This window comes from Zhihengliuella sp. ISTPL4 (assembly GCF_002848265.1).
In the GTDB taxonomy this organism is placed as follows: Bacteria; Actinomycetota; Actinomycetes; order Actinomycetales; family Microbacteriaceae; genus Microbacterium.
In genome coordinates, this window is the sequence record NZ_CP025422.1 from 414752 (window position 1) to 435760 (window position 21009).

A 21009-nucleotide genomic window follows, 5' to 3' on the forward strand; every position below is an offset into this window, starting at 1 on the left:
GCAGGGATGTATCCGCTGCTCTTCCGCGCCGTCCTCTCGCGCTTCGATCCCGAGTTCGCCCACCACGCCGGTATGGCGGTGATCCGCGTGCTCGGTGCACCGCCGTTCTCGTGGGCCACACGCGCGATGACCCGTCCGGATCCCTCGCTGCAGGTCGAGGCGCTGGGACTCACCTTCCCGTCGCCGTTCGGCATCGCCGCCGGATTCGACAAGAACGCCGTCGGCGTCCGGGGGATTGCCGCGCTCGGCTTCGGACACGTCGAGGTCGGCACGATCACGGCGGTCCCGCAGGAGGGCAATCCGAAGCCGCGCCTGTTCCGTCTGATCGAGGATCGCGCGGTCATCAACCGGATGGGGTTCAACAACCGCGGCGCGAATGCCGCCGCCCGCCGTCTCGCTCGGCTTCGTCGTGGCGCGCCCGACACCGTCATCGGCGTCAACATCGGCAAGAGCCGCGTGGTCGACGTCGAGGACGCCGTCGCGGACTACGTCGCGTCAGCCACCCGACTGGCGCCGCTGGCGGACTACCTGGCCGTGAACGTCTCGTCGCCGAACACCCCGGGGCTGCGCGGGCTGCAGGCAGTGGAGACCCTGGCGCCGCTGCTCCGCGCCGTCCGCGACGCGGCCGGTTCCACCCCGCTGCTCGTCAAGATCGCCCCTGACCTGTCGGACCAGGAGATCACGGGCATCGCTCGACTCGCCGTCGAAGAGGACTTGGCAGGCATCATCGCCCACAACACGACGATCAGCCGCGACGGTCTTCGCACCGATGCGGCGGTCGTCGAGGCAGCGGGTGCGGGGGGACTCTCCGGTGCTCCGCTCAAGCAGCGGTCGCTCGAGGTCCTTCGGGTCGTCCGCGCCGCGGTCCCCGAGGACTTCTGCGTGATCGCTGTCGGGGGCGTCGAGACCGCCGCCGACGTGCAGGAGCGGCTGGATGCCGGGGCGACGCTGGTGCAGGGGTACACCGCGTTCCTCTACCGCGGTCCCTTCTGGGGCCGCGAGATCAACCGGGGACTGGTCAGTCCGGGTACTGCCCGCGCTTGACCTGCGGCTTCGGCAGCCGCATGAAGCGCATCTGCAGGGCGCGCATACCCGCGTACCAGCCGAGGCCCTTCTCGACGCGGTCCTTGCCGAACTTCGCGGCCGCCTTGCGCTTGACGCGCATGCCCAGGAGGATCATGCCGCCGATCGCGATGACAAGGTACGCCATCATGAAGAGGTACGCGTAGAACGAGATCATCATGTTCGTCGGCAGCAGCGAGGCCAGGATGACGAGGACCATGACGCCCATGACGAACTCCGCGGGGTGCCAGCCGGCGTCGACGTAGTCGCGCACCCAGCGACGCTGCGGGCCCTTGTCCCGCGCGGGGAGATACTTCTCCTCGCCGGCGGCCATGCCGGCCTGCGCCTTCGCGCGGCGCTCGTTGAGCTCGGCGCGAGCCGCGGCCTTGGCCTCCTTCGTGTTCGCCACGAGGGGGCGGCGGCGGGCGGCCTCCTGCTCGGCGCGGGTCGGCGTGGCGCGTCCCTTGCCGACGGCAGGCGTCTGGGGGGCGTCGTCGTTCGTCGAAGGGGAGGCGGGGGTAGTGGCCACGAGGTTCCTCGGTTCGCTGGGGTGGGTCGCCTTAAGATTACTCGCATGACCTCACCTGCACTTCTCAGCGAGTCCGACGCCGCCGTCCTCGAAGCCGTCGCCACGGGAATCCCCTCGGCGCTGTCGGACCTGGGGCACCTCGTCCGCATCCCCGGCATGGCCTGGCCGGCCTTCGACCAGACACAGCTGGAGCGCAGCGCCGACGCCGTCGCCACCCTGGCGCGCGGCACCGGCGTCTTCGATGATGTGCAGGTCCTCCGCGCGGACATCCCCGGCACCGACGAGCAGGGGCAGCCCGCCGTCCTGGCGACCCGCGCGGCGCGCAACGGCAAGCCGACGATCCTTCTCTACGCGCACCACGACGTGCAGCCCCCGGGGGACGATGCCCTCTGGGAGACCCCGCCGTTCGAACCGACCGTCCGCGACGGTCGCCTCTACGGGCGGGGAGCCGCGGACGACAAGGCCGGCATCATGGCGCACATCGGCGCGGTCCGCGCGGTGGCCGAAGTGCTCGGCGACGACCTCGACCTCGGCATCGCGATGTTCATCGAGGGGGAGGAGGAGTACGGTTCGCGGTCCTTCGCGCAGTTCCTCTCCGACAACAAGGACGCCCTCCGCGCCGATGCGATCGTCGTCGCGGACTCCGGCAACTGGGACTCCGTCACTCCCGGCCTCACCGTCTCCCTCCGGGGCAACGCGCGTTTCACCATGAGAGTTCGTACGCTGGACCACGCCTCACACTCCGGCATGTTCGGCGGGGCGGTGCCCGACGCGATGATGGCCACCGTCCGGCTCCTCGCCACGCTGTGGAACGAGGACGGTTCCGTCGCCGTGGACGGCATGACCGTTCGGGAGGCCGAGACGCCCGTATACACGGAGGAGACGCTGCGCGACGAAGCCGGTCTCCTCCCGGGGACGACGCCCATCGGCGACGGCACGATCCTCAGCCGCATCTGGAACAAGCCCTCCGTCACGGTGATCGGCATCGACGCGACGAGCGTGGCCGCGGCCTCGAACACCCTTCTCCCGGAGGTGACCGTTGTGATCAGCGCCCGTGTCGCCCCGGGGCAGTCGGGGCAGGACGCCTACGACGCGTTGGAGCGTCACCTCCGCGCGCACGCGCCGTTCGGTGCGGAGCTGAGCTTCTCCGACGTCGATCTCGGCAATCCCTTCCTCGTCGACACGAGCGGCTGGGCCGTCGAGCTCACCAGGGATGCCATGCGCGACGGCTACGGGGTGGCCCCGGTCGACCTGGGCGTCGGCGGATCGATCCCGTTCATCGCCGACCTCGTTCGGGAGTTCCCGGAGGCGCAGATCCTCGTGACGGGTGTGGAAGACCCGCACTCCCGCGCACACAGCCCGAACGAGTCGCTTCATCTGGACACCTTCCGGCACGCCGTGGCGACGGAGGCCTTGCTGCTCGCACGCATGAACGCGCGGGAGATCTGAGCCTTCCGTCCCCACCGGCGGTAGAATCGTGGAAGAGCCCGTACCCGGCCCGTCATGAGGAGCGACATGAGCGACACCATCCTGTCCGCAGAGACCACCCGCGCACACGGCGTCAAGCTGACGGACGCCGCCGCCACGAAGGTGAAGAACCTCCTGGAGCAGGAGGGCCGCGACGACCTGCGACTGCGCGTCGCCGTGCAGCCCGGTGGCTGCTCGGGCCTGATCTACCAGCTCTACTTCGATGAGCGCTTCCTCGAGGGCGACGAGACCGTCGACTTCGACGGCGTCGAGGTGATCGTCGACAACATGAGCGTTCCTTACCTCGACGGCGCGTCGATCGACTTCAAGGACACGATCTCGGAGCAGGGCTTCACGATCGACAACCCGAACGCAGCGGGCAGCTGCGCCTGCGGCGACAGCTTCCACTGAGACGTTCTTCCCGCGAACGGCCGCCGTCACCCTGTGACGGCGGCCGTTTCCGCTTCTCAACCTGCATGGTTGGCATGAATCAGGTGTGAGGTTGCTCTAGACTTGAACATGCCTTGTCCGCGATCTGAAAGGTGCATCGTGCCCTCGAAACGCCGCCTTCGTTGGGCCGCACTCCCTGTGGGAGTTGCGGCAGCTGTGGCTCTGGCGGGATGTACTCCCACCGAGCTCAACGGCTTTCTTCCGGGCTTCGTGGATGGTGGTCCGGCAGCAACCAACCAGACGGAGCGCGTGTCGTCCCTCTGGGTGAACTCCTGGATCGTGCTCCTCGCGGTCGGCGTCATCACCTGGAGCCTCATGGCCTGGGCCGCGATCGCGTACCGCCGTCGCAAGGGCCAGACCGGCCTCCCGGTGCAGATGCGCTACAACATGCCGATCGAGATCTTCTACACGATCATCCCGCTCATCCTGGTGCTCGGCATGTTCTTCTTCACGGCTCGCGACCAGACCGAGATCGAGACGAAGTGGGACGACCCGGACGTCGAGATCACCGCGATCGCCAAGCAGTGGGCGTGGGACTTCCAGTACGACGGTGAGACCGAAGAGGACACCGTCTGGACGATGGGCATCCAGGCTCAGCCCGACGCCGAGGGCAACATCGATCAGGCAGAGCTCCCGACCCTGGTGCTGCCGGTCGACAAGAAGGTCACGATCAACCTGCAGTCGCGCGATGTCATCCACTCCTTCTGGATCATCGACTTCCTCTACAAGAAGGACATGTTCATCGGGAAGGACAACTCCTGGTCCTTCATCCCCACCCGTGAGGGCGAGTACGCCGGCAAGTGTGCGGAGCTCTGCGGCGAGTACCACTCGATGATGCTCTTCAACGTGAAGGTCGTCTCGCAGGACGAGTACGACGCCTACCTCCAGACCCTCGAGGAAGAGGGCAACACGGGCGACATCACCGACGCGTACGACCGTCTCTCGAACCTCCCCGGCACATCCGGGAAGACCGAAACCGAGGAAGGAGAGGAGTAAGCCATGTCGACCACTGAAGCTCCTCGCACCGACGAGGCTCCCCGCTCCCGTCCCACCACCCTGCCCGCCCGCCAGGCCGCTCTGATGAGCTCGTCGCGTGTGGAGCAGAAGGGCAACATCGTCGTCAAGTGGATCACCTCCACGGATCACAAGACGATCGGGTACATGTACCTCATCGCCTCGGTGATGTTCTTCCTTCTCGGCGGTGTGATGGCGCTCGTCATCCGTGCCGAGCTGTTCGCGCCGGGCATGCAGATCGTGCCGACGAAGGAGCAGTACAACCAGCTGTTCACGATGCACGGCACGATCATGCTGCTGATGTTCGCGACGCCGCTGTTCGCGGGCTTCGCGAACGCGATCCTGCCGCTGCAGCTGGGCGCCCCTGACGTCGCCTTCCCGCGTCTGAACGCCTTCGCCTTCTGGCTGTTCCTGTTCGGTTCGACCATCGCGGTCGCCGGCTTCCTCACCCCGCAGGGTGCGGCCTCGTTCGGCTGGTTCGCCTATCAGCCGTTGGCCAACGCATCGTTCTCGCCAGGGGCGGGTGGAAACCTGTGGATGCTCGGTCTGGGCATCTCGGGCTTCGGAACGATCCTCGGTGCCGTGAACTTCATCACGACGATCATCACCATGCGCGCTCCCGGCATGACGATGTGGCGCATGCCGATCTTCAGCTGGAACACGCTCATCACCAGCCTGCTGATCCTGATGGCCTTCCCGGTCCTCGCCGCGGCGATCTTCGCCGCCGCTGCCGACCGCGTGCTCGGCGCGCACATCTACGACCCGCAGAACGGCGGTGTCCTGCTCTGGCAGCACCTGTTCTGGTTCTTCGGTCACCCCGAGGTCTACATCATCGCGCTGCCGTTCTTCGGCATCGTGTCGGAGATCTTCCCGGTGTTCAGCCGCAAGCCGATCTTCGGGTACAAGACCCTGGTCTACGCGACGATCGCGATCGCGGCCCTCTCCGTCGCCGTGTGGGCGCACCACATGTATGTCACGGGCTCGGTGCTCCTGCCCTTCTTCGCCCTGATGACGATGCTCATCGCGGTGCCGACGGGTGTGAAGATCTTCAACTGGATCGGTACGCTCTGGCGAGGCTCCGTCACCTTCGAGACGCCGATGGTGTTCGCCCTCGGCTTCCTCGTCTCGTTCGTCTTCGGCGGTCTGACCGGTGTCATCCTCGCGGCGCCGCCGCTGGACTTCCACCTCAGCGACTCGTACTTCGTCGTGGCGCACTTCCACTACGTGGTGTTCGGTACCGTCGTGTTCGCGATGTTCGCCGGCTTCTACTTCTGGTGGCCGAAGTGGACGGGGCGCATGCTCAACGAGCGTCTCGGTTACGTGCACTTCTGGATGCTCTTCGTCGGCTTCCACATGACCTTCCTCATCCAGCACTGGCTCGGTGTGGACGGTATGGTCCGTCGCTACGCGGACTACTCGGCCGCCGACGGCTGGACCTGGCAGAACCAGGTCTCGACGATCGGCGCGATCATCCTCGGCGCGTCGATGCTGCCGTTCTTCCTGAACGTCTGGATCACGGCGCGCAAGGCTCCGAAGGTCATGGTGAACGACCCGTGGGGCTACGGTGCATCGCTCGAGTGGGCGACCTCGTGCCCGCCGCCGCGTCACAACTTCACGTCGATCCCGCGCATCCGTAGCGAGCGTCCGGCATTCGACCTGAACCACCCGGAGGCCGCCGAGTTCGCGACCACCGCACCCGGCGAGCGAGAGGGCCACTGAGTCATGCGCGACAACGTCATCATCTGGTGGGTCCTGACCGCGTTCTTCGCCCTCGTCGGCGTGGTCTACACGGGCTGGAACATCCTCGCCCACCCCGGCCTTCCGCTCGTGAACCAGATCGAGTGGGTCGGCACGGTCGCCCTGTTCTTCTCGGCCTTCATGGGCGCCATGGTCGCGTTCTACCTCGACCGGACGCACAAGGCGCAGAACGGTGAGCTGCCCGAGGACATCCTCACGTCGGACATCGACGACGGCGACCCCGAGCTCGGCGAGTTCAGCCCGTGGTCCTGGTGGCCGCTGGTCCTCGCGGCTTCGGCCGGCGTGTTCGTCGTCGGCCTGGCGGTCGGTCACTTCCTCCTTCCGATCGGACTCGCGATCTTCGTGGTTGCGATCGTCGGCTGGGTCTACGAGTACTACCGCGGCAACTTCGCCCGCTGAGTCTCCTCACACCCCGAAGGCCCCCGGATCACTCCGGGGGCCTTCGTCGTTCCTGCGATCCGCTCACACGCGGGTGCGGATGCGGGGGATTCCGGTCAGCGGGTCGACGGGACGGTGGTGCACACCCTCGGCGTCTTCGACGGGGTATCCCTCGCGGGCCCAGTACTCGAAGCCGCCGATCATCTCGCGCACGCGATAGCCGAGACGAGCGAACTCGAGCGCGCCGCGGACACCGCCGTTGCATCCCGGGCTCCAGCAGTAGACGACGACCTCGGCATCCGCCGGGATCTCCTCCGGGGCACGGTGCGCGATCTCGCTGTGAGGCATGTGGAGCGCGCCGGACACGCGCCCTTGGGCGAATGCCTCGCTCGAGCGGACGTCGACCACGACCAGTGCGCGGCCGGCGGCACGGTCGGCGTGCACGTCGCTGGGGTCGGTCTCGAAGGCGAGGCGGGCGGTGAAGTAGTCGAGGCGATCGATCATGAGCCCAGACTAGGGATGCGCGGGCGCCGACGACCGAGGGATACCGTCGTGCGTCGCGCGAATCCTGCCGTCGTGGCCGGTCAGAGCGCCGCGGTCATCTGGATCCGCCGTCCGTACCGGGTCAGGCCCAGGCGCTCTTCGACGGCGACGAGCTCACGGAGGAAGTCGGTGTCCGGCGTGGACTCCGTGAAGCCGCAGCGGGAGTAGAAAGGGGCGTTCCAGGGGACGTCCGCGTAGGTGCGCAGCGTGAGCTGTGTGCGGCCCCGACGGCGGGACTCTTCCTGGGCCGCCATGACGAGGGCGCGACCGATACCGCGGCGACTGGAGGCGGGGTGGACGGACAACTGCTCCAGATGGGCGTACCCGGGTCCCTCCAGCACCTGCACGAACCCGACCGGCACCTCGAGTCCACCGGCTGCCTCCGTCGTAGGGGAGCAGGTGGCCACCAGGACGAATCCCTCGGCGCGCCGGCGGTCGTCGGCTGTCGACGGCGGGGGCCAGTCCTCGGCACCGAAGCGATCGGTCAGAAGGCTGTCAGCGGCGCGCTCGATCTCCTCCAGGACGGCATGGTCCTGATCCGTCGCGTGTCGGATGCGGGTGGTCATGCATGGTCCGCGGGCAGAGCGGCGACCGCCTCGATCTCGACGAGCTGGTCGTCGTAGCCGAGGGCAGTCACGCCGAGGAGGGTGCTGGGGACGTCGTGAGGCCCGAACGCGGCGTGGACGACGTCCCAGGCCGTGACGAGGTCCCGCTGCGCGGGGGAGGCCACCAGGACCCGCGTGCTGATGACATCCGTCAGAGTGGCGCCGGCAGCCGTGAGCGCGCCCTGCAGCGTCTCGACACACCGTGCCGCCTGAGCGGCGTAGTCACCGGGGGCGGTGGTCGTCCCATCGTCCTCCAACGGGCAGGCTCCGGCGAGGAAGACCAGACGCGCGTCAGCGGGGGCGGTGGCGGCGTACGCGTACGGGGTGTCGGCGAGGAGGGGAGCACGGATCAGGCGCACGACCGATGACATGAGACGATCCTCTCATCAGGGGAGAACGATGAAGGCCCCGTCCGAACGGACGGGGCCTTCATCGAAGGGGAGTGACGACTACTCGTCGTCCTCCGACTTCTTCTTCCGAGGCTTCTTGACGGGCTCGGTCGAGATCACCGTGCTGGGCGTGTTCGGCGTTTCGTCGACGTGCGTCTCGTCGACCGTGAGCGGCGCGTCCGGGAACCCGGCACGCTCGTGAGCGCCCTGGATCTCGGCGGCCTCCGCCTCCTCGTTCCCCGCAGTGACGTGGTGCTGGTGCGCATCCGCGGCGTCGATCTCGGCCTGCGTGAGCGGGGCGAGACGGTCCTCGAAGAACCAGCGCGACATCGCCGAGCGGAGGTTCTCCGTCCACGGGATACGGCCCTTGGCGTTCGGACGGACGACCAGCGGCTCGTAGCCGTCGACGTCGATGAGCTTCCAGCGGTCGTACTTGTCGACCGGCTGGTGCACCTCGATGAACTCGCCGCCGGGGAGACGGACGATGCGGCCCGACTCGAAGCCGTGCAGGACGATCTCGCGGTCCTTCTTCTGCAGCGCGATGCAGATGCGCTTCGTGACGAAGTAACCGATGATCGGGCCGAGGAACAGCAGCGCCTGCAGCGTGTGGATCACGCCCTCCATCGTGAGCATGAAGTGCGTCGCGATGAGGTCGGAGGAAGCCGCCGCCCAGAGGACCGCGTAGAAGATGACGCCGGCGACGCCGATCGCGGTGCGGGTGGCCGCGTTGCGCGGACGCTGGGCGATGTGGTGCTCACGCTTGTCGCCGGTGACCCACGCCTCGATGAAGGGGTAGATCGCGACGATGACGATGAACAGGCCGAGCACGGCGACCGGGGCGAGGATGCCGAACGACCAGGTGTGGTCGAGGAAGACGATGTCCCAGTTCGACGGCGCCAGACGGAGCGCGCCGTCAGCGAAGCCGATGTACCAGTCGGGCTGCGTACCGGCCGAGACGGGGGAGGGGTCGTACGGTCCGTAGTTCCAGATCGGGTTGATCTGGAAGAACGTCGCGATCAGCACGATGGTGCCGAAGACGATGAACAGGTAGCCGCCCATCTTGGACATGTAGACCGGCATCATCGGGTAGCCCACGACGTTGTCGTTCGTGCGGCCGGGGCCGGCGAACTGCGTGTGCTTGTTGATGATCATGAGCATCAGGTGCACGGCGATGAAGGCGATCACCAGCATCGGCAGCAGCAGGATGTGCAGCGTGTACAGGCGTCCGACGATGTCGGTCCCGGGGAACTCGCCGCCGAAGAGGAGGAACGAGGTCCAGGTGCCGATCAGCGGGAGACCCTTGATCATGCCGTCGATGATGCGGAGGCCGTTACCCGAGAGCAGGTCGTCGGGGAGGGAGTAGCCGGTGAAGCCCTCGGCCATCGCGAGGATGAACAGCACGAAGCCGATCACCCAGTTGAGCTCGCGCGGCTTGCGGAACGCGCCCGTGAAGAACACGCGCAGCATGTGCACGCCGATGCCGGCGATGAAGACGAGCGCGGCCCAGTGGTGGATCTGGCGGACCAGGAGGCCACCGCGGAGGTCGAACGAGATGTGCAGCGTCGACTCGAGAGCCGAGGACATCGCGATACCGCGCATGGGGGCGTAGGCGCCGGTGTAGTGGGTCTCCACCATCGACGCCTGGAAGAAGAACGTCAGGAAGGTTCCGGAGAGGAACACGACGACAAAGCTCCAGAGCGCGATCTCACCCAGCATGAACGACCAGTGGTCGGGGAAGATCTTGCGACCGAGCTCCTTGACGAAGCCCGAGAGGCTCGTGCGCTCATCGATGTAGTTCGACGCGGCGCCGACGAAGCGGCCGCCGAGAGGCGCCTTGGTGTCCTTCTCGTCCTTGGACAGCGTTGCGGTGCTCAATGGCGCTCCCAGAAGCTCGGGCCGACGGGTTCGGTGAAGTCGCTGCGTGCGATGAGGTAGCCCTCGTCGTCCACGGTGATGGGCAGCTGGGGCAGCGGCCGGGCGGCCGGGCCGAAGATGACCTTCGCGTGGTCCGTGACGTCGAACTGCGACTGGTGGCACGGGCACAGCAGGTGGTGGGTCTGCTGCTCGTACAGCGCCACGGGGCAGCCGACGTGGGTGCAGACCTTCGAGTAGGCGACGATGCCGTCATAGGACCAGTCCTTGCGGTCCTCGGCCTCGATGAGCTGCTCGGGACGGAGACGCATCATCAGAACGATGGCCTTGGCCTTCTCCTCGAGGTAGCCCTCGTCGTGCCCGAGCTCCGCGAGGTCCTCCGGGATCACATGGAACGCGGAGCCGAGCGTGACATCGGCGGCGCGGATGGGCGTGCCGTCGGGGTCACGCACGAGGCGCATGCCCTCATCCCACATCGTGTGCTTCAGCAGCGCGACCGGGTCGCCCTTGGTGGGGTCGTCCGGCGTCGAGTGCGGAGCGAGGCCACGGAACAGCGTCACACCGGGGATGATCGACGCCACGATCGCTGCGAACAGCGAGTTGCGGATCATGGTGCGGCGACCGAAGCCCGACTCCTCGTTGGCGTCGGCGAACGCCTTGATGGCGGCCTCACGCGTGGAATCCTTGCCGCGGGTGGGGTGGCGCAGCTCGACGTGCTCCTTGTCGGACATGAGCGCCTTCGACCAGTGGATGGCGCCGATGCCCAGGGCGAGCAACGCGAGAGCGATGCCCAGACCGATGAAGAGGTTGTTCTGACGGATGTCGATGAGCGCGCCGCTCTCGATCGGGAACAGCATGTAGGCGGCGACCGCCCAGATGCTGCCGGCGAGCGACAGGTAGAACAGCGTGTAGACGGTGCGGACCGCGGTCTTCTCGGCGCGCGGGTCCTTGTCGGTCATCCGCTCGCGGTGCGGCGGCAGCCCGGGGTTCTGCACGGGATCGCTGACTGCGACACCCAGCCCCGGAGAGGGCTGGTAGGCCCTGTCAAGAGCCTGCGAGTCGTCGTCGTGTGCCATGGTGCTCCTCGTACGTTCCTCTTCGATGAATAAGCGTCAGTTGGACTTCGCCGTGATCCACACGGTGATGGCGACCAGAGCGCCGATACCGAAGATCCACACGAACAGGCCCTCGGAGACCGGTCCGAGCGAGCCGAGGGAGAAGCCGCCGATCTGGACGGACTGCTGCTGGAAGAGCAGAGCCGAGATGATGTCGCGCTTGTCCTCGTCGGACAGGTTCATGTCGCCGAAGACCGGCATGTTCTGCGGGCCGGTGACCATGGCCGCGTAGATGTGCAGCGCGCTGGTCTCGGTGATGGCCGGAGCGTACTTGCCCTCGGTCAGAGCGCCACCGGCGGCGGCCACGTTGTGGCACATCGCGCAGTTGACGCGGAAGAGCTCGGCGCCGTGCGACACGTCGCCTTCGCCGTCGAGGATCTCGTCAGCGGGGTAGGTCGGGCCAGGCGCCTCGGACTGCACGTAGGCAGCCATGGCGAGGATCTGCTCCTCAGTGAACTGCGGCTCCTTCTGCGGGGCCTGCGGTCCCTGCATCTGCAGCGGCATGCGGCCGGTCGAAACCTGGAACTCCACCGCCAGCTCGCCGACGCCGTAGAGGCTCGGGCCGTTGGGGGTGCCCTCCAGGTCGAGGCCGTGGCAGGTGGCGCAGTTGGCCGTGAACAGCTTCTCGCCGTCCTCGACGGTCAGCTGCGTCGACGCCGTGGGGGCATCGTTCGCCGCGAAGGCGGCGGACGCACCCGCGTACACCGCGCCGGTGATCATGAGGCCTGCTCCGATGAGCGCGGCCGCCGCCAGTGGGCTGCGACGACCGCTCGAACGGCGCTTCTTCTCTCGTGCCATCTCGGGGATCAGCTCCGCTCTTATTTCAGGAAGTAGATAACGAAGAACAGCACGATCCAGACGACATCGACGAAGTGCCAGTAGTAGGACACCACGATCGAGGAGGTCGCCTCCTTGTGCCGGAAGTTCTTGACGGCGTACGCGCGGCCGATCACGAGGAGGAACGCGACGAGTCCTCCGGTGACGTGGAGGGCGTGGAAGCCGGTGGTCAGGTAGAAGGCCGAGGCGTAGGCGTCAGCCTGGATGGGCATGCCCTCCGCGACCAGCTGGGCGTACTCCCAGACCTGGCCGGAGACGAAGATCGCGCCGAGGGCGAAGGTGAGGAAGAACCACTCGACCATTCCCCAGCCGAACAGGCGACGGCGCCCAGCGCCGTTCTTCTGTCCCTTGCCGATCTTGTAGGGCTGCAGGTCCTCTGCCGCGAAAACGCCCATCTGGCAGGTGAACGAGGAGAGCACGAGGATCGCCGTGTTCACCGCCGCGAACGGAACGTTCAGGAGCTCGGTACGGTCGGCCCACAGCTCGGGAGAGGTGCTGCGGAGGGTGAAGTAGATCGCGAAGAGTCCCGCGAAGAACATCACCTCGCTGCCGAGCCACACAATGGTGCCGACAGCTACCGGGTTGGGCCGCTTGATGGTTCTCGCCGCCGGGGCATACGTCGCTGAGGTCGTCACCCCTCCATTATGGCCGATCCGCGAGCGTGATTCTTGCACCCGCGGCCTTCGATTCGCCCGCCGACGACTTAGGGGACCCTAAGAAAACACTGCGAATACCCGGTGAATACGCGGGAAATGTCGCTCCTGCGTCGGCTGCGCGCCCGCCCGGATCGCACTGCACGTTTTCTCCGCGCCGATAGGATCGCACACATGGCTGATTCGCTGACCTGGTCCGACGTGCTCACCTCTCTCCTGGAGCGCCGAGACCTCAGCGTCTGGGAGTCGACGTGGGCGATGCGCCAGATCATGCAGGGCGAGGTCTCCGAGGCGCAGCTCGCCGGGTTCCTCGTCGCACTGCGGGCGAAGGGCGAGACGATCGACGAGATCGTCGGCTTCCGCGACGCCATCCTCGAAGCGGCGGTCCCGCTTCCCGTCTCGCCGAACGTCCTGGACATCGTCGGCACCGGCGGCGACCGGGTCGGAACGGTCAACGTCTCGACGACCGCTGCTGTCATCATCGGCGCGACCGGCATCCCCGTGGTCAAGCACGGGAATCGCGCGGCGAGCTCCGCCTCCGGCTCCTCCGATGTCCTCGGCGCGCTCGGCCTCGAGCTCTCGCTCGACCCGTCGGCTGTCGCATCGATCCTCGACCGGACGGGCATCACCTTCGCCTGGGCCGGGGCCTTCCACCCCGGATTCAAGCACGCCGGAGCCGTGCGATCGCAGCTCGGCGTGCCGACCGTGTTCAACATGCTCGGCCCGCTGTGCAACCCGGCGCGTGCGGAAGCGAACGCGGTGGGAGTGGCGCAGATGGAGCGGGTGCCGCTCATCACCGGCGTCTTCCGCACGCGCGGAGCCACGGCGCTCGTGTTCCGTGGCGACGACGGCCTGGACGAGCTGACCACGACCGGACACAGCCGGATCTGGGAGGTCACCCGCGGTGACATCCACGAGCACGACCTCGACCCTCGCGATCTGGGCATGCCGCTCGCCGACCTCTCCGACCTCATCGGCGGATCCCCGGCCCATAACGCCGACATCCTGCGCAGGACGCTCGCGGGGGAGCAGGGGCCCGTCCGGGACATCGTGCTTCTGAACGCTGCCGCCGGGATCGTCGCCTTCGAGCTGTCCCAGGACGCGACCCAGGTGCAGCGGCCGATCCTCGAGCGCCTCCGCGACGCCCTCGCCCGGGCCTCCGCCGCGGTGGACGACGGGAGCGCGCTGGCGAAGCTCGACCAGTGGATCGGCGTGAGCCGCGAGCTGGCGGCACCTCAGGAGTGAGCATGGATCCGGTCGACGCACTGCTCGAGATCGCCTCCCTGCTGGAGCGCGAGCGGGCATCGCGCTACCGGGCCAAGGCCTTCCGGCAGGCTGCGGCGACGTTCCAGGACCTCCCTGCCGAGGTGCAGGACGATCCGACGCGTCTTCGCGCCGCCAAGGGCATCGGCGAATCGACCTTCGCCGTCATCCGGCAGGCTCAGGCCGGACAGGTGCCGGAGTACCTGGTCGAACTGCGCGGCGATGTCGAGCCCGAACGGGTATCCGCGCTGCGTGGGAAGCTGCGGGGAGACCTGCACGCCCACACCGACTGGTCGGACGGGACGACCTCCATCGAGGTGATGGCCGCGGCAGCTCGCGCGCAGGGACACGAGTACCAGGCCATCACGGACCACTCTCCGCGCCTCCGTGTGGCTCGAGGCCTGTCGGCGGAGCGGCTTGGTGAGCAGATCCCACAGGTGCGGGCGCAATCGGGCGACGGGTTCACCCTGCTCGCCGGCATCGAGGTGGACATCCTCGAAGACGGCACGCTCGATCAGGAGGACGCGCTGCTGGCCGAACTGGATGTGGTCGTCGCGTCCGTGCATTCCAAGCTCCGCATGGATGGCCGGGCGATGACGAAGCGGATGATCGCCGCGGTATCGCATCCCCGCGTGAACGTGCTCGGGCACTGCACCGGCCGCCTCGTGCAGGGAGACCGCGGAACGCGACCGCCTTCGGCCTTCGACGCCGCGGCCGTCTTCGCCGCCTGCGCAGAGAACGGGGTCGCCGTGGAGATCAACTCCCGTCCCGAGCGTCAGGACCCGCCGGACGAACTGATCGCGATCGCGCTTGAGGCAGGCTGCCTCTTCTCGATCGACTCCGACGCGCACGCTCCCGGACAGCTGTCACTGCTGGACCATGGTGCGGAACGCGCAGAGCGTGCGGGTGTCCCGGCGTCGCGCATCGTCACGACGTGGGGCCTGTCCCGCCTTCTCGCCTGGGCGGAGTGACCCTTCGCGGCGTCACGCGGCCGCGATCGCCTTCGCCGCCTCCTCGACCGCGGTGACAGCGCGCGCCATCGAGCCGCCGAGGTTCCAGCGCTCCGCGAGAGCGGTGGCTGCGTCGGCCTCGGCCGGGCTGAGCGAATGCAGCGCGACGCCCGGGGCGGTGATCGGTAGAGACGTGGCGACGGCGACGACGGTCGGAGCCACATCGAGATAGGCCTGGGCGGCGAGGATCTTGGAGCGGATGCCGGCGCTCATGCCCTCACCCTCCTCCGCAGCCTCCCTGATGCCGAGCAGGTCGCCATGCTTCTGCAGCAGAGTGGCGGCCGTCTTCTCCCCGATCCCCGCGACACCGGGCAGGCCATCCGACGCGTCCCCGCGCATCGTCGCGAAGTCCGCGTACTGCGTCGGGAGCACGCCGTACTTCGTGACGACCGTGGCATCCGTAACGATCTCGAGGTTGCTCATGCCGCGGGCCGTATAGATCACCCGTACGTCTCGCGCATCGTCGACGAGCTGGAACAGATCGCGGTCGCCGGTCACGATGTCGACGGGCATGCTCGCGTTCGTGGCCAGGGTCCCGATCACGTCGTCTGCTTCGTGTTCGGCGACGCCGACGATCGGGATGTCGAGGGCGGCGAGCGTCTGCCTGATCAGGGGGATCTGCGCCTCCAGCGGGTCCGGCACCTCTTCGACGTCCGGCGCGTCGGCCACGACCTCCACCACGCGGTGCGTCTTATAGCTGGGGATGAGGTCCACGCGCCACTGCGGACGCCAGTCGTCGTCCCAGCACGCCACGACATGCGTCGGCTCGTACGTCGTCACGAGCTTGGCGATCATGTCCAGCAGGCCGCGTGCGGCGTTGATGGGGGAGCCGTCCGGGGCCGTCACCTTGTCAGGGACGCCGTAGAAAGCCCGGAAGTAGAGGCTGGCGGTGTCGAGCAGCATGAGGCGTTCGGCGCGGGTCATGGACTCAGGGTAGAGCGTGCCCGATCGGGCGCTCAGCAGCCCGCCGCCGCGGGTCGCTCTTCGCACGTCCGCGCCACGAGTGCGGTCGTCGCCTCGTAGATGCGGATCTGCCGGGCCGCTCCGTCGATCGACAGCTCACCGGATACCGGGAACCAGCCACCGCCGACATCGACCTCGGCGGTGTAGGCAACCGTCGCTCTCGTCGTGTAGGTGCCTCGGTGCGTGTAGGTATGGCTCGTCGGGGTCGGTGTGAACGGCGCCTGGCCGAGAGCCGACCAGGTGCGACCGCCGTGCGGCGCGCTCGACGTGGTGCCGTCGCCGTGGTCGAAGGTGACGCGCACGGGCGTGAATCGAACCGTGACAGGCCGGTCGAGGAGCGTGCCGGTCGCGGTATGCGCCGCGACTGTCGCCACGAAGTTCGTCGGCATGCCCACGACGCCGATGTTGCCCGGCTCAGCTGTCGTCGATGCCGGTTGAGGAGCGAACTGCGCGAGGTCTTCGATGGTGATCGGCTGCCCGGATTCCTCCGTCACCCGTACCCCGTACATCCCGCACGACCGGCGCAGCACCGTGTCCGTCATGCACGGTTCGTGCTCCGCCTCTGGCGCGGAGGAGTTTCGCTTCGCCGGCGGACGCTCCGGGACACCGGATCCCTGTTGTTGGGCACGCACCTCAAGGGAACCATTGCGTGACGCGGTCCATCCGCTGTCAAAGCCCGCTTGCGGGGGTGCGTCGTCGCGGAGCCCAAAGTGGAGCGGTATCGCGACTAAGGCGCTTGCCGTTAGCGCGGAGCCGATCAGCCGTCGCATGAGGCTGTCTTCGACGCGGTGACGGAGGAGATAGCTAGGCCTGTATCCGTCGGAGCGGAGACGAGCTTGACGTCGACTGGCTGGCGCGGCGGTCGATCGGGCGGGACGATCGACGTGCCGTCGGGCCGTACCAAAGCCACGTCGGAGACGTCCAAGCACAGTTGAACCGCGACCTGTGCGTCGCTATACGCTCGCAATTCCATTCGGTCGAAGGTGGAATCGCCTGAGCGGACGATGCCTTCGGCATGAAGCCTGGTGTAATTCTCCTTAGCTGACGTCGCTGCTTCCCCTGTCAGCCAGCGGTATACCTCCTCGAACGTGGCCGGCTCCTGAAGATCGGTCCCGTTAGTAGCGGCGGTGTACTCGGTGAAGGTGGCCTCGGCGGCGGCGAAGGCCTCATCCTCGGTGGCGAAGGCGGCGGAGGGCGTCGGCGTGGGTTCCGGAGCGGGTGCGCACCCGCACAGCACCGAGGCGGCGGAGGTCAGCACGGCGATCAGGCGGAGAGTGGTGGACGACATCACCCGGCCACCGTAGGTGGAATGCGCGGAGCCCCGCGGACGTTATCCACAGAGCGGCTGCAGGAACCCGCTTCTTCATGGGGCGGCAAGTTCTGGTAGCCTGAACTGTCACTCGTGGCGTGTACACGCATGCCCAGGTGACGACCACACCACAATCCACCTGCTGCGAAGCACATCCCGGCCGTGCGCGGCCGTGTTCCGCAGCCTGAGTATCCATTCACAAGGACAACCCACTACATGACTACCGCAACGACCGCCCCGGCCACCAAGCAGGTCGCCATCAACGACATCGGATCTGCTGAGGACTTCCTGGCCGCGGTCGAGAAGACCCTGAAGTTCTTCAACGACGGCGACATCATCGAAGGCACGATCGTCAAGATCGACCGCGATGAGGTCCTGCTCGATGTCGGCTACAAGACCGAGGGTGTCATCCCCTCGCGCGAGCTCTCGATCAAGCACGACGTCGACCCCAACGAGGTCGTCAAGGTCGGCGACGAGGTCGAGGCCCTCGTTCTCCAGAAGGAGGACAAGGAAGGCCGCCTGATCCTCTCTAAGAAGCGTGCGCAGTACGAGCGCGCCTGGGGAGACGTCGAGAAGATCAAGGAGAACGACGGCGTCGTCACCGGTACGGTCATCGAGGTCGTCAAGGGTGGACTCATCGTCGACATCGGCCTCCGTGGCTTCCTCCCGGCCTCGCTCATCGAGCTCCGCCGCGTCCGCGACCTCACGCCGTACCTCGGCCAGGAGATCGAGGCGAAGATCCTCGAGCTCGACAAGAACCGCAACAACGTCGTCCTCAGCCGCCGCGCGCTGCTCGAGCAGACGCAGTCGGAGTCGCGCACCACGTTCCTGAACAACCTGCACAAGGGTCAGGTCCGCAAGGGTGTCGTCTCGTCGATCGTCAACTTCGGTGCGTTCGTCGACCTGGGTGGCGTGGACGGCCTCGTGCACGTCTCCGAGCTGTCCTGGAAGCACATCGAGCACGCCTCCGAGGTCGTCGAGGTCGGCCAGGAGGTCACCGTCGAGATCCTCGAGGTCGACCTCGACCGCGAGCGCGTCTCCCTGTCGCTGAAGGCGACGCAGGAGGACCCGTGGCAGGTCTTCGCGCGTACCCACGCGATCGGTCAGGTCACGCCGGGTAAGGTCACCAAGCTCGTCCCGTTCGGTGCGTTCGTGCGCGTCGCAGACGGCATCGAGGGCCTTGTCCACATCTCCGAGCTCTCCAGCAAGCACGTCGAGCTGGCCGAGCAGGTCGTCTCGGTGGGCGAAGAGGTCTTCGTCAAGGTCATCGACATCGACCTGGAGCGTCGCCGCATCTCGCTGTCGCTGAAGCAGGCCAACGAGTCGGTCGACCCCAACGGCACCGAGTTCGACCCGGCTCTGTACGGCATGCTCGCCGAGTACGACGAGAACGGCGAGTACAAGTACCCGGAGGGCTTCGACGCCGAGACCGGTCAGTGGAAGGAAGGCTTCGACGCCCAGCGCGAGGCATGGGAGCAGGAGTACGCTGCGGCCCAGGCTCGCTGGGAGGCGCACAAGGCTCAGGTCGCGAAGGCGGCCGAGGCCGAGGCTGCGGCCGGCGACGACTTCGGCGGCCAGTCCTTCTCGAGCGAGTCGGCCGGCGCCGGCACGCTCGCTGATGACGAGGCTCTCGCGGCTCTGCGAGAGAAGCTCTCGGGCGGCAACTCCTAAGTAACACTCCGAGAAGGGTCGTCACCCCGCCTCACGGCGGGTGTGGCGGCCCTTTTCGCATGTCCGGAACACGGCGGAACGGCTGCGTGACGCAACGTTACGGCCGCATTCGTAACATTTCGGCGCCTCCGACAGCATGGGGATATGACCGCCCTCCTGCCTGCTGCGTCGCGCACCGCTGAGGCCTCGACGACGTCGGGCTCCGCACAGCCCGTGCGCCTGGACGGCATCGCGCGGTCGTTCCCGCTCGCTCAGGGGCGACGCGAGGTGCTCCGCGGCATCGACCTCGATATCGCCGCAGGGGAGATCGTCGCCGTCGTCGGTCCGTCCGGATGTGGGAAGTCGACGCTGCTGCGCCTCATCGGCGGACTGGACACCCCGACGCGCGGGACGATCCGTCTGGACGGCTCCGGTGTCGCAGACGTCGACGAGCGCACGGCGATCGCGTTCCAGGAGCCGCGGCTGCTCCCGTGGCGGACGCTCGCGCAGAACGTCGAGCTCGGTCTTCCCCGTGGCGTCTCCCGCCGAGCCGGACGTGCTCGGGTCCGCGAACTTCTGCAGCTCGTGGGACTCGAGCACGCCGCCGACCAGCGCCCCCGTGAGGTGTCCGGAGGCATGGCGCAGCGGGCTTCCCTCGCTCGGGCTCTCGCCAGGAACCCGGGGGTGCTGCTGCTCGACGAGCCGTTCGGCGCGCTCGACGCCCTCACGCGCCTCCGTATGCACGACCTGCTCCTGAAGATCCACGCGGCCGAGCCCACCACGGTGCTGCTCGTGACCCACGACGTAGAGGAAGCCCTCTACCTCGCCGACCGTGTGCTGCTGCTGCGCACCCTCGGTGAGGAAGACCACGAGTCGTCCGTCGCGCGGACCATCAGCGTCCCCGGCGTCCGCCCCCGAGACCGCGCCGACCGCGGCCTCGCCGACCTGCGCGCCGAGCTCCTGGAAGGACTCGGCGTCGACACGCATCACCACACCCCCGAGGAGACCCGATGAGCACCATCACCCGCCGCATCATCCCTGCGATCGCCGTCGCCGGGACGATGATGCTCGTCGCCACCGGCTGTGTCGCCGGTGAGAACGCGACCGCCGACGCCGAGTCCACCCCTGCCGGGAACGGCGAATGGTCTGCGGACACGCTGTCCATCGACTTCGCGACGTACAACCCGCTCAGCCTCGTGATCCGGGATCAGGGCATCCTCGAAGACATCCTCGGCGACGACGTGACCGTCGAGTGGGTGCAGTCCGCGGGGTCGAACAAGGCGAACGAGCTGCTGCGCTCCGGCTCGGTCGACGTGGGCTCGACGGCCGGCTCGGCCGCGCTGCTCGCCCGGGCGAACGGTTCGCCCATCCAGGTCATCGACATCTACTCCCAGCCCGAGTGGTCGGCCATCGTCGTCGGCCCCGACAGTGACATCACGTCGGTCGCTGACCTGAAGGGTGCCTCCGTCGCGGCCACCAAGGGCACCGACCCGTACTTCTTCCTCCTCCAGGCGCTGGAGGAGGGTGGGCTGTCCCTCGCGGACGTCGAGGTGCAGAACCTTCAGCACGCCGACGGCCGGGCGGCGCTCGACGGGGGCTCCGTCGACGCGTGGGCCGGTCTCGACCCCATCATGGCCGCCGCGGAGCAGGAGTCGGGTGACCAGCTCATCTACCGCAACGTCGATTTCAACACCTACGGCTTCCTCAACGCGACCGAGGATTTCATCGACAACCACCCCGACCTCGCCCAGGCCGTCGTCGACGCCTATGAGGAGGCTCGCGTGTGGGCGCTGGAGAACCCGGAGGAGACGGCTACTCTGCTCGCCGACGTGGCCGGCATCGACCTCGACGTCGCGACCACGGTGATCCAGGAGCGCTCGAACCTCGACGTGAGCGGCGTCCCTGGCGACGACCAGCTCGCCGTGCTCGAGAAGATCGCCCCGGTGCTCGTGGAGTCCGGCGACGTCCAGGGCGGACAGGCCTCCGTCGACAAGGCGCTCTCCACGATCATCAACGACACCTTCGCGACGAAGGCGGGCGCGAGCGAGTGAGCGGGTTCGAGGATCGGGTGGTCGTCGCGGCGGAATCGCGGGACGCACTCGAGTTCGCGAAAGGCGCCTCCCGCCGCGAAGTCGGTAGGGC

At 67.6% G+C, this 21009-nt stretch carries 22 protein-coding genes; 11 read left to right on the plus strand and 11 right to left on the minus strand.

What is annotated here, in order from left to right:
- Positions 1-6: 6 nt before the first annotated feature.
- Positions 7-1044: a quinone-dependent dihydroorotate dehydrogenase gene (locus CYL12_RS01985; protein ID WP_101845061.1), complete on the plus strand. Its 1038-nt coding sequence runs from the start codon at positions 7-9 to the stop codon at positions 1042-1044.
- Here CYL12_RS01985 and CYL12_RS01990 read toward each other — a convergent pair.
- Positions 1019-1591, minus strand: a complete 573-nt coding sequence (locus tag CYL12_RS01990) for a DUF3043 domain-containing protein (protein WP_060921218.1) — start codon at positions 1589-1591, stop codon at positions 1019-1021. The two genes, CYL12_RS01985 and CYL12_RS01990, sit on opposite strands and share 26 nt — an antisense overlap.
- Before the next feature lie 45 nt (positions 1592-1636).
- On the opposite strand from CYL12_RS01990, the gene CYL12_RS01995 reads away from it, so the two are divergent.
- The 5 genes from CYL12_RS01995 (at position 1637) to CYL12_RS02015 (ending at position 6679) form a co-directional block, all read left to right on the plus strand.
- A complete protein-coding gene (locus tag CYL12_RS01995) occupies positions 1637-3040 on the plus strand; it encodes a dipeptidase (RefSeq protein ID WP_101845063.1) in 1404 nt (467 codons plus the stop codon).
- A 66-nt stretch (positions 3041-3106) separates the two neighbouring features.
- On the plus strand, positions 3107-3469 hold the full coding sequence (gene erpA, locus CYL12_RS02000; RefSeq protein ID WP_101845065.1) for an iron-sulfur cluster insertion protein ErpA: 363 nt from the start codon (positions 3107-3109) through the stop codon (positions 3467-3469).
- A gap of 138 nt (positions 3470-3607) precedes the next feature.
- A complete protein-coding gene (gene coxB / locus CYL12_RS02005) occupies positions 3608-4504 on the plus strand; it encodes an aa3-type cytochrome oxidase subunit II (protein ID WP_101845067.1) in 897 nt (298 codons plus the stop codon).
- Positions 4505-4507: 3 nt separating this feature from the next.
- Positions 4508-6241, plus strand: coding sequence for an aa3-type cytochrome oxidase subunit I (ctaD, locus tag CYL12_RS02010; RefSeq protein WP_199399171.1), 1734 nt, complete (start codon positions 4508-4510; stop codon positions 6239-6241).
- A 3-nt stretch (positions 6242-6244) separates the two neighbouring features.
- Positions 6245-6679, plus strand: coding sequence for a cytochrome c oxidase subunit 4 (locus CYL12_RS02015; RefSeq protein ID WP_025105064.1), 435 nt, complete (start codon positions 6245-6247; stop codon positions 6677-6679).
- A 63-nt stretch (positions 6680-6742) separates the two neighbouring features.
- Here CYL12_RS02015 and CYL12_RS02020 read toward each other — a convergent pair whose 3' ends face one another.
- The 7 genes from CYL12_RS02020 to CYL12_RS02050 all read right to left on the minus strand — a co-directional run bounded on the left by CYL12_RS02020 (position 6743) and on the right by CYL12_RS02050 (position 12558).
- Positions 6743-7162 (minus strand): rhodanese-like domain-containing protein, encoded by a 420-nt coding sequence (locus tag CYL12_RS02020; protein ID WP_101845070.1) that lies wholly within the window; start codon positions 7160-7162, stop codon positions 6743-6745.
- A gap of 80 nt (positions 7163-7242) precedes the next feature.
- A complete protein-coding gene (locus tag CYL12_RS02025; RefSeq protein ID WP_101845072.1) occupies positions 7243-7767 on the minus strand; it encodes a GNAT family N-acetyltransferase in 525 nt (174 codons plus the stop codon).
- Entirely contained in the window at positions 7764-8177 is a 414-nt protein-coding gene (locus CYL12_RS02030) for a RidA family protein (RefSeq protein ID WP_101845074.1), read from the minus strand. Before CYL12_RS02030 ends, CYL12_RS02025 begins: the two co-directional genes overlap by 4 nt.
- Before the next feature lie 78 nt (positions 8178-8255).
- Positions 8256-10070 carry a cytochrome bc1 complex cytochrome b subunit gene (locus CYL12_RS02035; RefSeq protein WP_101845076.1) on the minus strand — a complete coding sequence of 605 codons (1815 nt, stop codon included), beginning with the start codon at positions 10068-10070 and terminating at the stop codon, positions 8256-8258.
- Entirely contained in the window at positions 10067-11143 is a 1077-nt protein-coding gene (locus CYL12_RS02040) for a cytochrome bc1 complex Rieske iron-sulfur subunit (RefSeq protein WP_101845078.1), read from the minus strand. Before CYL12_RS02040 ends, CYL12_RS02035 begins: the two co-directional genes overlap by 4 nt.
- Before the next feature lie 36 nt (positions 11144-11179).
- Positions 11180-11980 (minus strand): cytochrome bc1 complex diheme cytochrome c subunit, encoded by an 801-nt coding sequence (locus tag CYL12_RS02045; protein ID WP_101845080.1) that lies wholly within the window; start codon positions 11978-11980, stop codon positions 11180-11182.
- Positions 11981-12000: 20 nt separating this feature from the next.
- Positions 12001-12558: an aa3-type cytochrome oxidase subunit III gene (locus CYL12_RS02050; RefSeq protein WP_232089243.1), complete on the minus strand. Its 558-nt coding sequence runs from the start codon at positions 12556-12558 to the stop codon at positions 12001-12003.
- Between the two features lie 288 nt (positions 12559-12846).
- Between CYL12_RS02050 and trpD the strand changes: the two genes are divergently transcribed.
- Positions 12847-13917 (plus strand): anthranilate phosphoribosyltransferase, encoded by a 1071-nt coding sequence (trpD, locus tag CYL12_RS02055; protein ID WP_101845084.1) that lies wholly within the window; start codon positions 12847-12849, stop codon positions 13915-13917.
- Between the two features lie 2 nt (positions 13918-13919).
- Positions 13920-14906 (plus strand): PHP domain-containing protein, encoded by a 987-nt coding sequence (locus CYL12_RS02060; protein WP_199399172.1) that lies wholly within the window; start codon positions 13920-13922, stop codon positions 14904-14906.
- Positions 14907-14918: 12 nt separating this feature from the next.
- Here the strand turns inward: CYL12_RS02060 and CYL12_RS02065 are convergent, their stop codons facing one another.
- The 3 genes from CYL12_RS02065 to CYL12_RS02075 all read right to left on the minus strand — a co-directional run bounded on the left by CYL12_RS02065 (position 14919) and on the right by CYL12_RS02075 (position 17199).
- Entirely contained in the window at positions 14919-15869 is a 951-nt protein-coding gene (locus CYL12_RS02065; RefSeq protein WP_101848636.1) for a 5'-3' exonuclease, read from the minus strand.
- A 32-nt stretch (positions 15870-15901) separates the two neighbouring features.
- A complete protein-coding gene (locus CYL12_RS02070) occupies positions 15902-16450 on the minus strand; it encodes a hypothetical protein (RefSeq protein ID WP_101845088.1) in 549 nt (182 codons plus the stop codon).
- Positions 16451-16665: 215 nt separating this feature from the next.
- A complete protein-coding gene (locus CYL12_RS02075) occupies positions 16666-17199 on the minus strand; it encodes a hypothetical protein (RefSeq protein ID WP_158297065.1) in 534 nt (177 codons plus the stop codon).
- A gap of 234 nt (positions 17200-17433) precedes the next feature.
- Between CYL12_RS02075 and rpsA the strand changes: the two genes are divergently transcribed.
- The 3 genes from rpsA to CYL12_RS02090 all read left to right on the plus strand — a co-directional run bounded on the left by rpsA (position 17434) and on the right by CYL12_RS02090 (position 20918).
- Positions 17434-18888, plus strand: coding sequence for a 30S ribosomal protein S1 (rpsA, locus tag CYL12_RS02080; RefSeq protein ID WP_025105051.1), 1455 nt, complete (start codon positions 17434-17436; stop codon positions 18886-18888).
- A 144-nt stretch (positions 18889-19032) separates the two neighbouring features.
- Entirely contained in the window at positions 19033-19881 is an 849-nt protein-coding gene (locus tag CYL12_RS02085) for an ABC transporter ATP-binding protein (RefSeq protein ID WP_101845092.1), read from the plus strand.
- On the plus strand, positions 19878-20918 hold the full coding sequence (locus CYL12_RS02090) for an aliphatic sulfonate ABC transporter substrate-binding protein (RefSeq protein WP_101845094.1): 1041 nt from the start codon (positions 19878-19880) through the stop codon (positions 20916-20918). The genes CYL12_RS02085 and CYL12_RS02090 overlap by 4 nt, the downstream gene beginning before the upstream one ends.
- The last annotated feature ends 91 nt before the right edge of the window (positions 20919-21009 follow it).

What these genes read in the sequence shown, in the direction of transcription:
- CYL12_RS02045 (WP_101845080.1), bottom strand. Translation starts at nt 11,980, where the DNA reads ATGGCACGAGAGAAGAAGCGCCGTTCGAGCGGTCGTCGCAGCCCACTG.
- rpsA (WP_025105051.1), top strand. Translation starts at nt 17,434, where the DNA reads ATGACTACCGCAACGACCGCCCCGGCCACCAAGCAGGTCGCCATCAAC.
- CYL12_RS01985 (WP_101845061.1), top strand. Translation starts at nt 7, where the DNA reads ATGTATCCGCTGCTCTTCCGCGCCGTCCTCTCGCGCTTCGATCCCGAG.
- CYL12_RS02070 (WP_101845088.1), bottom strand. Translation starts at nt 16,450, where the DNA reads ATGACGGACACGGTGCTGCGCCGGTCGTGCGGGATGTACGGGGTACGG.
- CYL12_RS02025 (WP_101845072.1), bottom strand. Translation starts at nt 7,767, where the DNA reads ATGACCACCCGCATCCGACACGCGACGGATCAGGACCATGCCGTCCTG.
- erpA (WP_101845065.1), top strand. Translation starts at nt 3,107, where the DNA reads ATGAGCGACACCATCCTGTCCGCAGAGACCACCCGCGCACACGGCGTC.
- CYL12_RS02090 (WP_101845094.1), top strand. Translation starts at nt 19,878, where the DNA reads ATGAGCACCATCACCCGCCGCATCATCCCTGCGATCGCCGTCGCCGGG.
- CYL12_RS02065 (WP_101848636.1), bottom strand. Translation starts at nt 15,869, where the DNA reads ATGACCCGCGCCGAACGCCTCATGCTGCTCGACACCGCCAGCCTCTAC.
- CYL12_RS02020 (WP_101845070.1), bottom strand. Translation starts at nt 7,162, where the DNA reads ATGATCGATCGCCTCGACTACTTCACCGCCCGCCTCGCCTTCGAGACC.
- trpD (WP_101845084.1), top strand. Translation starts at nt 12,847, where the DNA reads ATGGCTGATTCGCTGACCTGGTCCGACGTGCTCACCTCTCTCCTGGAG.
- ctaD (WP_199399171.1), top strand. Translation starts at nt 4,508, where the DNA reads ATGTCGACCACTGAAGCTCCTCGCACCGACGAGGCTCCCCGCTCCCGT.
- CYL12_RS02040 (WP_101845078.1), bottom strand. Translation starts at nt 11,143, where the DNA reads ATGGCACACGACGACGACTCGCAGGCTCTTGACAGGGCCTACCAGCCC.
- CYL12_RS02015 (WP_025105064.1), top strand. Translation starts at nt 6,245, where the DNA reads ATGCGCGACAACGTCATCATCTGGTGGGTCCTGACCGCGTTCTTCGCC.
- CYL12_RS02030 (WP_101845074.1), bottom strand. Translation starts at nt 8,177, where the DNA reads ATGTCATCGGTCGTGCGCCTGATCCGTGCTCCCCTCCTCGCCGACACC.
- CYL12_RS02085 (WP_101845092.1), top strand. Translation starts at nt 19,033, where the DNA reads ATGACCGCCCTCCTGCCTGCTGCGTCGCGCACCGCTGAGGCCTCGACG.
- CYL12_RS01995 (WP_101845063.1), top strand. Translation starts at nt 1,637, where the DNA reads ATGACCTCACCTGCACTTCTCAGCGAGTCCGACGCCGCCGTCCTCGAA.
- CYL12_RS02050 (WP_232089243.1), bottom strand. Translation starts at nt 12,558, where the DNA reads ATGTTCTTCGCGGGACTCTTCGCGATCTACTTCACCCTCCGCAGCACC.
- CYL12_RS02060 (WP_199399172.1), top strand. Translation starts at nt 13,920, where the DNA reads ATGGATCCGGTCGACGCACTGCTCGAGATCGCCTCCCTGCTGGAGCGC.